General features: G+C 68.7%; 12 protein-coding genes. 8 read left to right on the forward strand and 4 right to left on the reverse strand.

What is annotated here, in order from left to right; genetic code table 11:
- Positions 1–3: 3 nt before the first annotated feature.
- Genes coaE through ACFQZY_RS08425 form a run of 3 tightly spaced genes read left to right on the forward strand, consistent with a single transcriptional unit; the run spans position 4 to position 1612 of the window.
- A complete protein-coding gene (gene coaE, locus ACFQZY_RS08415; protein ID WP_377415251.1) occupies positions 4–603 on the forward strand; it encodes a dephospho-CoA kinase in 600 nt (199 codons plus the stop codon).
- 10 nt (positions 604–613) lie between these two features.
- Positions 614–1369 carry a cell division protein ZapD gene (gene zapD, locus ACFQZY_RS08420; protein WP_377415029.1) on the forward strand — a complete coding sequence of 252 codons (756 nt, stop codon included), beginning with the start codon at positions 614–616 and terminating at the stop codon, positions 1367–1369.
- 27 nt (positions 1370–1396) lie between these two features.
- Positions 1397–1612 carry a DNA gyrase inhibitor YacG gene (locus ACFQZY_RS08425; protein WP_377415031.1) on the forward strand — a complete coding sequence of 72 codons (216 nt, stop codon included), beginning with the start codon at positions 1397–1399 and terminating at the stop codon, positions 1610–1612.
- A 15-nt stretch (positions 1613–1627) separates the two neighbouring features.
- On the opposite strand, the gene ACFQZY_RS08430 is transcribed toward ACFQZY_RS08425, so the two are convergent.
- The 4 genes from ACFQZY_RS08430 to ACFQZY_RS08445 all read right to left on the reverse strand — a co-directional run bounded on the left by ACFQZY_RS08430 (position 1628) and on the right by ACFQZY_RS08445 (position 4701).
- On the reverse strand, positions 1628–2107 hold the full coding sequence (locus tag ACFQZY_RS08430) for an NUDIX domain-containing protein (RefSeq protein ID WP_377415033.1): 480 nt from the start codon (positions 2105–2107) through the stop codon (positions 1628–1630).
- A gap of 8 nt (positions 2108–2115) precedes the next feature.
- Entirely contained in the window at positions 2116–2985 is an 870-nt protein-coding gene (locus ACFQZY_RS08435) for an ATP-binding protein (protein WP_377415035.1), read from the reverse strand.
- Entirely contained in the window at positions 2982–4211 is a 1230-nt protein-coding gene (gene argJ / locus ACFQZY_RS08440) for a bifunctional glutamate N-acetyltransferase/amino-acid acetyltransferase ArgJ (protein WP_377415038.1), read from the reverse strand. Before argJ ends, ACFQZY_RS08435 begins: the two co-directional genes overlap by 4 nt.
- A gap of 67 nt (positions 4212–4278) precedes the next feature.
- On the reverse strand, positions 4279–4701 hold the full coding sequence (locus tag ACFQZY_RS08445) for a rhodanese-like domain-containing protein (RefSeq protein ID WP_377415040.1): 423 nt from the start codon (positions 4699–4701) through the stop codon (positions 4279–4281).
- A 199-nt stretch (positions 4702–4900) separates the two neighbouring features.
- On the opposite strand from ACFQZY_RS08445, the gene ACFQZY_RS08450 reads away from it, so the two are divergent.
- From ACFQZY_RS08450 to ACFQZY_RS08470, 5 genes are all read left to right on the forward strand, one after another.
- Positions 4901–6028, forward strand: a complete 1128-nt coding sequence (locus tag ACFQZY_RS08450; RefSeq protein WP_377415042.1) for a TRAP transporter substrate-binding protein — start codon at positions 4901–4903, stop codon at positions 6026–6028.
- A gap of 75 nt (positions 6029–6103) precedes the next feature.
- Positions 6104–6682 (forward strand): TRAP transporter small permease subunit, encoded by a 579-nt coding sequence (locus tag ACFQZY_RS08455; RefSeq protein WP_377415044.1) that lies wholly within the window; start codon positions 6104–6106, stop codon positions 6680–6682.
- Positions 6679–8943: a TRAP transporter large permease subunit gene (locus tag ACFQZY_RS08460; RefSeq protein WP_377415046.1), complete on the forward strand. Its 2265-nt coding sequence runs from the start codon at positions 6679–6681 to the stop codon at positions 8941–8943. The genes ACFQZY_RS08455 and ACFQZY_RS08460 overlap by 4 nt, the downstream gene beginning before the upstream one ends.
- Positions 8944–9064: 121 nt before the next feature.
- Positions 9065–12358: a fused isobutyryl-CoA mutase/GTPase IcmF gene (icmF, locus tag ACFQZY_RS08465; RefSeq protein WP_377415048.1), complete on the forward strand. Its 3294-nt coding sequence runs from the start codon at positions 9065–9067 to the stop codon at positions 12356–12358.
- Positions 12359–12448: 90 nt separating this feature from the next.
- Entirely contained in the window at positions 12449–13222 is a 774-nt protein-coding gene (locus ACFQZY_RS08470) for an ABC transporter ATP-binding protein (RefSeq protein ID WP_377415050.1), read from the forward strand.

Raw genomic sequence — 13222 nt, forward strand, 5'->3', positions numbered from 1 at the left:
CCGATGCAGCGCATCGGGCTGACCGGGGGCATCGGCAGCGGCAAGAGCACCGTCCTGGAGACCCTGCAGGCGCTGGGCGCCGCAACCGCCGACGCCGATGCCATCGCACGCGGCGTCACCGCCGCCGGGGGCGCGGCCATCCCGGCCATCCGCGAGCGCTTCGGCGCCGGCTTCATCGCCGCCGACGGCAGCATGGACCGCGCCCGCATGCGTGCCCACGCTTTCGCCGAGCCGGCCGCGCGGCGCGAACTCGAAGCCATCATCCATCCGCTGGTGTCCGCCGCCATCCGCGAGCGCGAGGCCCTGGCCCGCGCCGAGGGCCGGGCCTGCCTGGTGTTCGACATTCCCCTGCTGGTGGAGTCCGGCCGCTGGCGCGCGCAGCTCGATCGCGTGCTGGTGGTCGACTGCCGGCCCGAGACTCAGGTCGCGCGCGTGATGGCCCGCAGCGGGCTGGCCCGCGAGGAGGTGCAGGCCATCATCGACGCGCAGGCGCCGCGCCGCCTGCGCCTGGCGGCGGCCGACGTGGTCGTCTTCAATGAGGGACTGTCGCTCGCGCAACTGGCACAGACCGTGACGCAGGCGGCCCGGGGCTTCGGGCTATGATCGCACTGCCGTGATCCTTTACGAATACCCGCTCAACGAGCGCATCCGCACCTACCTGCGCCTGGAACACCTCTTCCGCCGCCTGGCCCTGCTGGTGCCCCGCGAGCACCCGATGGACCACCACTTCGCGCTGGCCACCCTCTTCGAAATCATCGACGTCGCCGCCCGCGCCGATCTCAAGTCCGACGTCATGAAGGACCTGGAGCGGCAGAAGACCACCCTCGCCGGCTACCGGGGCAACCCCGCCATCGCCGAGGCCGTCCTGGACCATGTCATCGGCCGCCTCGACGCCTGCTTCGAGGCCATGAACAACCAGCCCGGCAAGGCCGGCCAGGCCCTGACCGACAACGAGTGGCTGATGGGCATCCGCAGCCGCATCGCCATCCCGGGCGGCACCTGCGAATTCGACCTGCCGGGCTACCACGCGTGGCAGCAGATGGACGCGGCCCGCCGCCGCGCCGACCTCGGCCGCTGGGCGTCCACGCTGGCGCCGCTGGCCGAGTCGCTGCAGATGCTGATGCAGCTGCTGCGGGACTCCGGCGCGCCGCAGAAGGTGCTGGCCACCGCCGGCCAGCTGCAGCAGAACCTGCCGCAGGGCCGCAGCTTCCAGCTGCTGCGCCTGCGCATCGACCCGGCCCTGAACCTGGTGCCCGAGATCAGTGCCAACCGCCTGCTGGTGTCCGTGCGCCTGATGAAGCACGAACCGGCCGAGCGCCTGCAGGCCAGCACCGAGGACACGGCCTTCGAGCTGACCCTGTGCGCCTGAGGCCGCACGCCTTCCGACCCGATTGCCATGACCGCGAAGAAAGCCGCCGACCCGGCCGCCCGCATCGTGCCCTGCCCGCAATGCGGCGGCGACAGCGTGTACGCGCCCTCCAATCCCTACCGCCCGTTCTGCAGCGAGCGCTGCAAGCAGATCGACCTCGGCGCCTGGGCCAGCGAGAGCTTCCGCGTCGAGAGCGAGGCCCCGCCGGACGACCAGCCCTACGGCGACCCGCGGCTGCAGTGAGCGGCTGGCGCAGGCTCAGGCCTGCGGCGGGTGCGTGGGCCCGGTGAAGCCCCGCTCCTGCGCGAACCAGGCCAGCACCGGCACCGTGCCCGGAAGCACCGGCTGGCTGCGCACCGGCAGCGTCTCCCAGGCGAAGGACTGGCCCTCGTGCATGTGGAGCTCACCGTCCCAGTCGTAGACCTTGCAGAAGTGCAGCCGCACCAGGGCGTGCGGGTAGTCCACGACCTCCACCTTCCACGGGTGCGCCGGGCCGATCGTCACGCCGATCTCCTCGACCAGCTCGCGCCGCAGCGCCTGTTCCACGGTCTCGCCCGCCTCGAGCTTGCCGCCCGGGAATTCCCAGTAGCCGGCGTAGACCTTGCCCGGCGGGCGCGAGGTCAGGAGGAACCGGCCGTCCGGGCGAATGAGCACGCCCACGGCCACCTCGACCGGCGGCCGGTCGGCCCCACCCTCACGCGGGCGGTCGCCATCGGCCACCAGCACGGGGGTGGTCACGCCAGCGCTCACGCGTGGCGGCCCGCGTAGTCGCGGGCGAACTGGTAGGCCACCCGGCCCGAGCGCGAGCCGCGCTCCAGGGCCCACACCAGCGCCTCGGGCCGCGCGGCCTCGATGCGGTCAGGCGTGACACCGAAGGAAGCGAGCCACTGGGCGACGATGGTGAGGTACTCGTCCTGGCTGAACGGGTAGAAGCTGACCCACAGGCCGAAGCGTTCGGACAGCGAGATCTTCTCCTCCACCGCCTCGCCGGGATGGACCTCGCCGTCCTCGGTATGGGTGTAGGAGAGGTTCTCCTTCATGTACTCGGGCAGCAGGTGGCGGCGGTTGCTGGTGGCGTAGATCAGCACGTTGGGCGTGGAGGCCGCCACCGAGCCGTCGAGGATGGACTTGAGCGCCTTGTAGCCGGCCTCGCCGTCCTCGAAGCTCAGGTCGTCGCAGAAGACGATGAATTTCTCGGGGCGGTCGGCGACCACGTCGATGATGTCCGGCAGGTCGGTGAGATCGGCCTTGTCGACCTCGATCAGGCGCAGGCCCTGGTCCTTGTAGGCGTTCAGGCAGGCCTTGATCAGGGAGCTCTTGCCGGTGCCGCGCGCGCCCGTGAGCAGCACGTTGTTGGCGGGCTGGCCCTTCACGAACTGCTCGGTGTTGCGCTGGATCCTCTCCTTCTGGCCATCGATCTCCTGCAGGTCGCCCAGCGCGATGGTGGCCACGTGGCGCACGGCCTCCAGGCTGCCGTGGCCGCTGGAGCGCTTGCGGTAGCGGAAGGCGATGCCGGCCTTCCAGTCGGGGGCCGACAGGGGCTGGGGCAGGACGGATTCGATGCGCGAGATCAGGTGCTCGGCGCGAATGAGGAAGGATTCGAGGCGGTCGCTCATGAACGGTAATCGGCGTTGATGGTCACGTAGTCGTGGCTGAAGTCGCAGGTCCACACGGTGTCGGCGGCGGCGCCGCGGCCCAGGCCCACGCGCACGGTGATCTCGCTTTGCTTCATCACGCGCTGGCCGTCCTCCTCGCGGTAGGCCGGGTTGCGGCCGCCGCCGACGGCCACGTGCACGTCGTCGAGGAACAGGTCGATCTTCGTCTGGTCCAGGTCCTCGATGCCGGCATAGCCGACGGCGGCGAGGATGCGGCCCAGGTTGGGGTCGCTGGCGAAGAAGGCGGTCTTGACCAGCGGCGAATGGGCGATGGCGTAGGCCACCTGGCGGCACTCCTCGCCGGTTCTGCCGCCCTCGACGCGCACGGTGATGAACTTGGTCGCGCCCTCGCCGTCACGCACGATGGCCTGCGCCAGCAGGCGGGCCACCTCCAGCATCGCCTCGCGCAGGGCGCGGCCGGCGGGGCTGTCCAGGTCGGTGATGACCGGGTTGCCAGCCTTGCCGGTGGCGATGACGATGAACGAGTCGTTGGTGGAGGTGTCGCCGTCCACCGTGACGCGGTTGAACGAGCCCTCGGCCAGCTCCAGGGCCAGCTGCTTCATCAGGCCCGGCGCCACCGCGGCATCGGTCGCCAGGTAGCCGAGCATGGTGGCCATGTTCGGGCGGATCATGCCGGCGCCCTTGCTGATGCCGGTGACGGTGACGGCCCGGCCGTCGAGGGTGCCCCGGCGGCTGAAGCCCTTGGGCACCGTGTCCGTGGTCATGATGCCCTCGGCTGCGCGGGCCCAGTGGTCCTCCTTCGCATCGGCCAGGGCGGCGGGCAGGCCGGCCTGGATGCGGTCCACCGGCAGCGGCTCCATGATCACGCCGGTCGAGAACGGCAGCACCTGCGCCGGGGCGATCCCGAGCAGGCCGGCCAGCGCGACGCAGGTCGAGCGGGCGCGGGCCAGGCCGTCCTCGCCGGTGCCGGCGTTGGCATTGCCGGTGTTGATCACGATGGCGCGGATGCCATCGCCCGCGGCCAGGTGCTCGCGGCACACCTGCACGGGCGCGGCGCAGAAGCGGTTCTTCGTGAACACGCCGCCGACCGCGGCGCCCGGCTCGAGCAGCATGACGGTCAGGTCCTTGCGGCCTTGCTTGCGCACGCCCGCTTCGGCGACGCCGATGCGCAGGCCGGGCACGGGCAGGAGGTCTTGCGCGCGCGGCGCGGACAGGTTCACGGGCATGGAGGCTTCCTCTGGAAGGAGAAGAAAGGGACAGGAAAAGGAAGAGGGAAAGGAGCGGGGCGCCGTCTCAGTTCTGCGCCCAGGGCAGCCCGCGGAAGCGCCAGCCGCCGACCGTACTGCGGTGGGCCTGGCCATCGGGGTTGCCCTCGAAGCCCTCGAGGATGTTGTAGGCCTGCAGCCCGAGTTCCGTCGCGCGGCGCGCCGCGGCGATGGAGCGCACGCCGCTGCGGCACAGGAGCAGCGCCTTCTTGCCGGCCGGCACGGCCGCCTGCAGCTGCGCGTCGAACGCGGGGTTGAGGGCCATGCCGGGCCACTGCTTCCAGGCGACATGGGCCGCGCCGGGCACGTAGCCCACCCACTCCAGCTCGGCGCCGGTGCGGATGTCGACGAGGACCGCATCGCCCGCCTGCCACCATGCGAAGGCGGTCTGCGGCGAGATGTCGCCGGCATAGCCGTCGGCAGGAAGGATGGAGTCGGCAGAGGCAGTCATGACCCCGATTTTGCCAGCGCGGCAAGTCACGCCTGCGACAGGGGAATCGCCCCGCCGCGGGCGCGTGCGAGCACCTGCACGGGGCGTGCATTTCCTCATGGGTTTTCCCTTGCGTGAAAACCCTCTTTTGAGAGCTCCGCCGTTGGCCGAGAGTGACGGTGTCCTATCCGTGAAACACAGAGAGTCAGAGGAGACACCCATGACCGAACCCAAGACCCCCCGCCGCCGCAGCCTGCTCAAGGGCGCCGCGGTTGCCGCCGGCGCCGCCGGCGGCATGGCTGCCCCGATGATCGCCGTCGCGCAGACCACGACCCTGCGCTTCCAGAGCACCTGGCCGGCCAAGGACATCTTCCACGAGTACGCCAACGACTTCGCGAAGAAGGTCAATGACATGGCGGGCAACCGCCTGAAGATCGAGGTCCTGCCGGCCGGCGCCGTGGTGCCGGCGTTCCAGCTGCTCGACGCCGTGAACAAGGGCACGCTGGACGGCGGCCATGGCGTGGTGGCCTACCACTACGGCAAGAACACGGCCCTGGCGCTGTGGGGTTCGGGCCCGGCCTTCGGCATGGACCCCAACATGGTGCTGGCCTGGCACTACTACGGCGGCGGCAAGGCCATGCTGGAGGAGATCTACAAGAGCCTCAACATCGACGTGGTGTCCTTCCTGTACGGCCCCATGCCCACCCAGCCCCTGGGCTGGTTCAAGAAGCCGATCGCCAACGTCGAACAGCTCAAGGGCCTGAAGTACCGCACGGTCGGCCTGGCGGTGGACGTGTTCAAGGAACTCGGCGCTGCCGTGAACCCGCTGCCCGGCGGCGAGATCGTGCCGGCGCTGGACCGCGGCCTGCTGGACGCGGCCGAGTTCAACAACGCCTCCTCCGACCGCGTGCTGGGCTTCCCCGACGTGGCCAAGAACTGCATGCTGCAGAGCTTCCACCAGAGCGGCGAGCAGTTCGAGATCCTGTTCAACAAGGGCAAGTACGACGGCCTGCCGTCCGAACTGAAGTCCATCATCGATTACGCCGTGCAGGCAGCCAGCGCGGACATGAGCTGGAAGGCCATCCACCGCAACTCGCAGGACTACAACGAGCTGAAGACCAAGGACAAGGTCAACTTCTACAAGACGCCCGACAGCATCCTGCGTGCCCAGCTCGACGCCTGGGACAAGGTGACCAACGAGAAATCCAAGGAGAACCCGCTGTTCAAGAAGGTGATGGACTCGCAGCGCGCCTTCGCCCAGCGCGCAGGCTCCTGGCAGAACGACTACATGGTCGACTTCAAGATGGCCTGGAACCGCTATTTCCGCCAGCCTGCCAAGAAGGCCTGATGACGCACGCATGACAAGGGGCTGCCGGTCACCGGCGGCCCCTTTTCGCATGGGTCCATTTCCGAGGGAGTAAGAGTGAAAGATTTGCTGATGGCGGTGGACAAGGCGTCCACCCGCCTGGGTCAGGCCTTCGCCTGGCTCATCGTCCTGCTGACGTGCCTGATCTCGTGGGAGGTCTTTTCCCGGTACGTCCTCAACAACCCGCATGACTGGGCGCTCGACGCCCAGATCATGATGTACGGCACGCTGTTCATGCTTGCGGGCGCGTACACCCTGGCCAAGAACGGCCATGTACGCGGTGACGTGCTCTATGGCTTCTTCCTGCCGCGCACGCAGGCCTGGGTCGACCTGGTGCTCTACGTGCTGTTCTTCCTGCCCGGCATCGTCGCCCTGACCTGGGCCGGCTGGAGCTTCGCGCAGGACTCGCTGGCGATCCGCGAAAGCACTTTCTCGGCCACGCCGCTGCCGCTGTACCCCTTCAAGTTCATGATCCCGGTCGCCGGGCTGATCCTGCTGCTGCAGGGCCTGGTGGAGATCGTGCGCTGCGTGCAATGCATCCAGGCCGGTGAATGGCCCTCGCGCGAGGAGGATGTCGAAGAGGTCGACGTCGAGAAACTCAAGGAGATGGTCAAGGCCGAGGGGGGTGCACGATGATCAGCAAGATCCGCAAGGAGCTCTGGTTCGGCTTCTCCCTGATGGCGCTCATCATCGCGGGCACCGCGGTGATGCTGGTGTCCGCCGACACCATCACCCGGGGCCACATGGGCCTGATGATGCTGGCGCTGGTCGTCGTGGCCATCATGCTCGGCTTTCCCACCGCGTTCACGCTCATGGGCATGGGCATGATCTTCACCTGGCTCGCCTACGACCGGGACACAGGCAAGACGCTCACGCTGATGGTGCAGTCGGCCTTCAAGGTCATGGGCAACGACGTCCTGATCTCGATCCCGCTGTTCGTCTTCATGGGATACCTGGTCGAGCGGGCCAACCTGATCGACAAGCTGTTCCGCAGCCTGCACCTCGCCCTGGCGCGGGTGCCCGGCTCGCTGGCGGTGGCCACGCTCTTCACCTGCGCGGTGTTCGCCACGGCCACCGGCATCGTCGGCGCCGTCGTCACGCTGATGGGCCTGCTGGCGCTGCCGCAGATGCTCAAGGGAGGCTATGACATCAAGGTCTCGGCGGGCGCCATCACCGCCGGCGGCTGCCTGGGCATCCTGATCCCGCCCTCGGTCATGCTGATCGTCTATGGCGCGACCGCGGGCGTGTCGGTGGTGCAGCTGTATGCCGGCGCCTTCTTCCCGGGCCTGATGCTGGCCGGCCTGTATGTCCTGTACGTCGTCATCCTGGCGAAGATCAAGCCCGCGCTGATGCCCCCGCTCTCCGCCGAGCAGCGCTTCGTGCCGCTGCCGCCGGTGCTCGACCGGATTTCGCAGGGCGTCTCGAAACTGGCCCTGCCCGGCCTGCTGCGTGGCGGCTCCGTGGCGGCCGGCCAGGGCGCCTACCTGCGCAAGCAGCTGGCGGTGACCCTGCTGCCGCTCGCCGTGTTCCTGCTGTTCGCCCTGGTGTCCTGGCACCTGAACACGCGGCCGTCCGAACAGGCGGTGAGCGAGATGCCCGTGGCCGCAGCCAATGGCGGCGTCGCCGAGCCGGCCGGTGCGGCGGGTGGCGTGCAGGAGCCCCCCGGGGCCTCCGGCGGGGTGTCCGAACCGCCCGGGGCAAGCACGCTGCGTGAGCCCGCCGGCGCCTCCGGCGGCCTGTCCGAGCCCCCGGGCGCGTCGTCGGGCGTGAGCGAACCGCCTGGCGCCGACGCTGGCGTCAAGGAGCCGCCCGGCGCCGGCGGCGGGGTGATGGAGCCCCCGGGCGCCGATGGCGGCGTGAAGGAACCCGCAGGCGCGACCGCCTCGGTGCAGGAGCCGCCCGCGGCCTCCGGCGCCTCGGGGGCCACCCCCGCCAAGCTCGAACGCACGCCCGCCACGCGCGGCTTCTGGATCGGCCTGGGGGTCGGCGCGGTGGCCCTGGCGGCCTTCTACGGCCTGCTCACCTTCCAGCGGCTGGAGATCTTCAAGATGCTCCTGTCCAGCTTCTTCCCGCTGGTGGTCCTGATCCTCGCGGTGCTGGGCTCCATCGTGATGGGCCTGGCCACGCCGACCGAGGCGGCCGCCGTGGGTGCCTTCGGCGGCTACCTGCTGGCGGCGATTTACGCCGTCATCGCCAAGCGCAAGGAGGGGCGAGGACGCGTCTTCGGGCTGTGGCTGCTGCTGTGGGCACCCGCCCTGGCCGCGATCGGCTGGTTCATCCTGCATGACGAAGGCCTGGTGGCCGCGCGCGTACCGAGCCTGCTCGGGACCGCCGGCGCCATCGGCGTGGCGGCCTGGCTCCTGGTCGCCTACCGCCAGTCCGGCCTGCAGTCCGAGGTGAAGGAGTCGGTGCTCCTGACCGCCAAGACCAGCGCCATGGTGTGCTGGCTCTTCGTGGGCAGCGCCATCTTCTCCGCCGCCTTCGCCCTGCTGGGTGGGCAGGAGCTGGTGGAGAAGTGGGTGATGTCGATGAACCTCACCAAGACCCAGTTCCTGATCCTGTCGCAGGTGATCATCTTCATCCTGGGCTGGCCGCTGGAGTGGACCGAGATCATCGTGATCTTCATGCCGATCTTCATCCCCCTGCTGGACAACTTCGGTGTCGACCCGCTGTTCTTCGGCCTGCTGGTCGCCCTGAACCTGCAGACCGCCTTCCTCAGCCCCCCGGTGGCGATGGCGGCCTTCTACCTCAAGGGCGTGAGCCCGCCGCATGTCACCCTGAACCAGATCTTCGCGGGCATGCTGCCCTTCATGGGGATCCAGGTCCTCGCGATCTTCATGCTGTACATCTTCCCGGAGATCGGGATGTGGCTGCCGCAGGTGCTGTACGGGCGCTGAGGCCCGCCGCCAACGGCCCAAGGGCGCCCTGCGGGGCGCCCTTTTCACTGGTACGGCCCGTCCGTAGTTGACGTTAACGTAAACGTCAATTATCGTCACGGATCCAGGAGACACCCCGCCCATGACCGACCTGTCCGCCGAATTCAAGGCGCTCGCCGACTACCGCCCCACGAACAAGGTTCGCTTCGTCACCGCCGCCAGCCTGTTCGATGGCCATGACGCCGCCATCAACATCATGCGGCGCATCCTCCAGGGCATGGGGGCCGAGGTGATCCACCTGGGCCACAACCGCTCGGTCGACGAGGTCGTCACCGCCGCCCTGCAGGAAGACGTGCAGGGCATCGCGGTCAGCTCCTACCAGGGCGGCCACGTCGAGTACTTCAAGTACATGGTGGACCTGCTGCGCCAGCGCGGCGGCAGCCACATCCAGGTGTTCGGCGGCGGCGGCGGCGTGATCGTGCCGGCCGAGATCCGCGAGCTGCAGGCCTACGGCGTCACCCGCATCTACAGCCCGGAGGACGGCCAGCGCATGGGCCTGCAGGGCATGATCGGCGAGATGGTCATGCGCTGCGACCAGGACCTCAGCGCCCACGCGCCGAAGTCCGTCGAGGCGATCCAGGGCCATGGCGAGATGGCCTGGCGCGCCCTCGCCCAGCTGGTCACCGCGATCGAGAACGGCCAGGTCGACCCCGCCATGGTCAAGCAGCTGCACGCGGCCGCCGCGCAGCGCCAGGTCCCCGTGCTGGGCATCACCGGCACCGGCGGCGCCGGCAAGTCCTCCCTCACCGACGAACTGATTCGCCGCCTGCGCCTGGACCAGGACGACCGCCTGCGCATCGCGGTGATCTCCATCGACCCCTCGCGCCGCAAGAGCGGCGGCGCGCTGCTGGGCGACCGCATCCGCATGAACGCGATCAACCCCTGGAGCCAGGGCCCGCGCGTGTTCATGCGCTCGCTGGCCACGCGGGACTTCGGCAGCGAGATCTCCGCCGCCCTGCCCGACGTGGTGGCCGCCTGCAAGGCCGCCGGCTTCGACCTGGTGATCGTCGAGACCTCGGGCATCGGCCAGGGCGACGCCGCCATCGTGCCGCACGTGGACATCCCGATGTACGTGATGACGCCGGAGTTCGGCGCCGCCAGCCAGCTCGAGAAGATCGACATGCTGGACTTCGCCGAGTTCGTGGCGATCAACAAGTTCGACCGCAAGGGCGCCTCCGACGCCCTGCGCGACGTGGCCAAGCAGGTGCAGCGAAACAAGGAAGCCTGGACCACGCCCACCGAGCAGATGCCGGTGTTCGGCACCATGGCCGCCCGCTTCAACGACGACGGCGTGACCGCCCTGTTCCAGGCGCTCAAGCCGCGCCTGCAGGAACTGGGCGTTGCCTTCGCCGACGGCCGCCTGCCCCGCGTGGACGTGCGCCACAGCACCAACCAGACCCCGATCGTGCCGCCGGCGCGCACCCGTTACCTGGCCGAGATCTCCGACTCGGTGCGCGGCTACAAGAAGCGCGCTCGCGCCCAGGCGGCCCTGGTGCGCGAGATCCAGCAGCTCGAGGCCGCTGCCGCCATGCTGAAGGTGGACAAGCCCGGCCGCGCCCCTGCCGCCGAGGCCGCCCTGGACCTGGCCCGCCAGCGCCAGGAGCGCGTCGACGCCGACGCCCGCAAGCTGCTGGCCCAGTGGCCCGACATGCGCAAGGCCTACGCCGGCGACGAGTACGTGGTGAAGATCCGCGACAAGGAGATCCGCACCGCGCTGACCACCAAGTCGCTCTCGGGCACCACCATCCGCAAGGTGGTCCTGCCGAACTACGAGGACCACGGCGAGATCCTCAAGTGGCTGATGCTGGACAACGTGCCGGGCAGCTACCCCTACACCGCCGGCACCTTCGCCTTCAAGCGCGAGAACGAGGACCCGACCCGCATGTTCGCCGGCGAGGGCGACCCGTTCCGCACCAACCGGCGCTTCAAGCTGGTCTCCGAGGGCATGCCGGCCAAGCGCCTGTCCACTGCCTTCGACTCGGTCACGCTGTATGGCAACGACCCGGCCGAGCGCCCCGACATCTATGGCAAGGTGGGCAACTCCGGCGTGAACGTGGCCACGCTGGACGACATGAAGGTGCTGTACGACGGCTTCGACCTGTGCAACCCCACCACCTCGGTGTCCATGACCATCAACGGCCCGGCGCCGTCGATCCTGGCGATGTTCATGAACACCGCCATCGACCAGAACCTGGCGAAGTTCAAGGCCGAGAACGGCCGTGAGCCCACCGACACCGAGGCCGCCAAGATCCGCGAATGGGTGCTGGCCAACGTGCGCGGCACGGTGCAGGCCGACATCCTCAAGGAAGACCAGGGCCAGAACACCTGCATCTTCTCCACCGAGTTCAGCCTCAAGGTCATGGGCGACATCGCCGAGTACTTCGTGCACCACAACGTGCGCAACTTCTACTCGGTGTCGATCTCCGGCTACCACATCGCCGAGGCGGGCGCCAACCCGATCTCGCAGCTGGCCTTCACGCTCTCGAACGGCTTCACCCTGGTGGAGGCCTACCTGGCGCGGGGCATGCACATCGACGATTTCGCGCCCAACCTGAGCTTCTTCTTCTCCAACGGCATGGACCCGGAGTACACCGTGATGGGCCGCGTGGCGCGCCGCATCTGGGCGGTGGCCATGAAGGAGAAGTACGGCGCCAACGAGCGCTCGCAGAAGCTCAAGTACCACATCCAGACCTCGGGCCGCAGCCTGCACGCGCAGGAAATCCAGTTCAACGACATCCGCACCACGCTACAGGCGCTGATCGCGATCTACGACAACTGCAACTCGCTGCACACCAACGCCTTCGACGAGGCCATCACCACGCCCACCGAGGACAGCGTGCGCCGCGCCATGGCGATCCAGCTGATCATCAACCGCGAGTGGGGCCTGGCCAAGAACGAGAACCCGAACCAGGGCGCCTTCGTGATCGAGGAGCTGACCGAGCTGGTGGAGGAGGCGGTGCTGGCCGAGTTCGAGCGCATCGCCGAGCGCGGCGGCGTGCTGGGCGCGATGGAGACCGGCTACCAGCGAGGCCGCATCCAGGACGAGTCCATGCACTACGAGATGCTCAAACACACCGGCGAGCTGCCCATCATCGGGGTCAACACCTTCCGCAACCCCAAGGGCGACACCATCCCCGAGAAGCTGGAGCTGGCCCGCTCCACCGAGGAGGAAAAGCAAAGCCAGCTCGCCCGCTTGCAGGACTTCCACCAGCGCCACGCCGGCGAAGCGCCGGCGATGCTGAAGCGGCTGCAGCAGGCCGTGATCGACAACGGCAACGTGTTCGAGGTGCTGATGGACGCGGTGCGCGTGTGCTCGCTGGGCCAGATCACCAATGCCCTGTTCGAGGTGGGCGGGCAGTACCGCCGCAACATGTGAAACCCTCCCGGTAATTACCTAGGGGCTTTCCCCCCTGTTGCGCCGCAGCGGGCCCACCTACAGTGGGCCCGTCTGTTTTGGGAGCGCAACTTGTCGACGGAGTACATCCTCGAGACGCAGGGCCTGACCAAGGAATTCAAGGGATTCGTGGCGGTCAACAACGTCGACCTGAAGGTCCGGCGCGGAGACATCCACGCGCTGATCGGCCCCAACGGCGCCGGCAAGACCACCTTCTTCAACCTCCTGACCAAGTTCCTGCCGCCCACGCGGGGCACCATCACCTATCGCGGCCAGGACATCACCCACGAGAAGCCCGCGCAGACCGCGCGCCGCGGCATCGTGCGCTCCTTCCAGATTTCGGCCGTCTTCCCGCACATGACGGTGCTGGAGAACGTGCGCGCCGCCCTCCAGCGCGGCGAGGGCACCTCCTTCCACTTCTGGACGCCCGAGAGCTCCCTGTACCACCTGCATGACCGCGCCCGCCAGCTGCTGGACGACGTGGACCTGCTCGATTTCCAGGACGAACTCACCGTCAACCTGCCCTATGGCCGCAAGCGCGCCCTGGAGCTGGCCACCACCATGGCCCTGGAGCCCGACCTGATGCTGCTGGACGAACCCACCCAGGGCATGGGCCACGAGGACGTGGGCCGGGTCACGCAGTTGATCAAGAAGGTCTCCATCGGCCGCACCATCCTGATGGTGGAGCACAACATGAACGTGGTGTCGTCCATCGCCGACCGCATCACCGTGCTGCAGCGCGGCTCGGTGATCGCCGACGGTCCCTATGCCGAGGTCTCCCGCGACCCGCAGGTGATCGAGGCCTACATGGGCTCCGCCGACACCGAGCTGCAGGGAGCCCACTGA

The organism is Ramlibacter sp. GCM10027632 (assembly GCF_042675325.1).
Taxonomy (GTDB): domain Bacteria; phylum Pseudomonadota; class Gammaproteobacteria; order Burkholderiales; family Burkholderiaceae_C; genus Ramlibacter.

Coding starts and splice junctions, on each gene's coding strand:
- icmF (WP_377415048.1), top strand. CDS start 9,065: ATGACCGACCTGTCCGCCGAATTCAAGGCGCTCGCCGACTACCGCCCC.
- coaE (WP_377415251.1), top strand. CDS start 4: ATGCAGCGCATCGGGCTGACCGGGGGCATCGGCAGCGGCAAGAGCACC.
- ACFQZY_RS08435 (WP_377415035.1), bottom strand. CDS start 2,985: ATGAGCGACCGCCTCGAATCCTTCCTCATTCGCGCCGAGCACCTGATC.
- ACFQZY_RS08460 (WP_377415046.1), top strand. CDS start 6,679: ATGATCAGCAAGATCCGCAAGGAGCTCTGGTTCGGCTTCTCCCTGATG.
- ACFQZY_RS08445 (WP_377415040.1), bottom strand. CDS start 4,701: ATGACTGCCTCTGCCGACTCCATCCTTCCTGCCGACGGCTATGCCGGC.
- ACFQZY_RS08450 (WP_377415042.1), top strand. CDS start 4,901: ATGACCGAACCCAAGACCCCCCGCCGCCGCAGCCTGCTCAAGGGCGCC.
- argJ (WP_377415038.1), bottom strand. CDS start 4,211: ATGCCCGTGAACCTGTCCGCGCCGCGCGCGCAAGACCTCCTGCCCGTG.
- ACFQZY_RS08425 (WP_377415031.1), top strand. CDS start 1,397: ATGACCGCGAAGAAAGCCGCCGACCCGGCCGCCCGCATCGTGCCCTGC.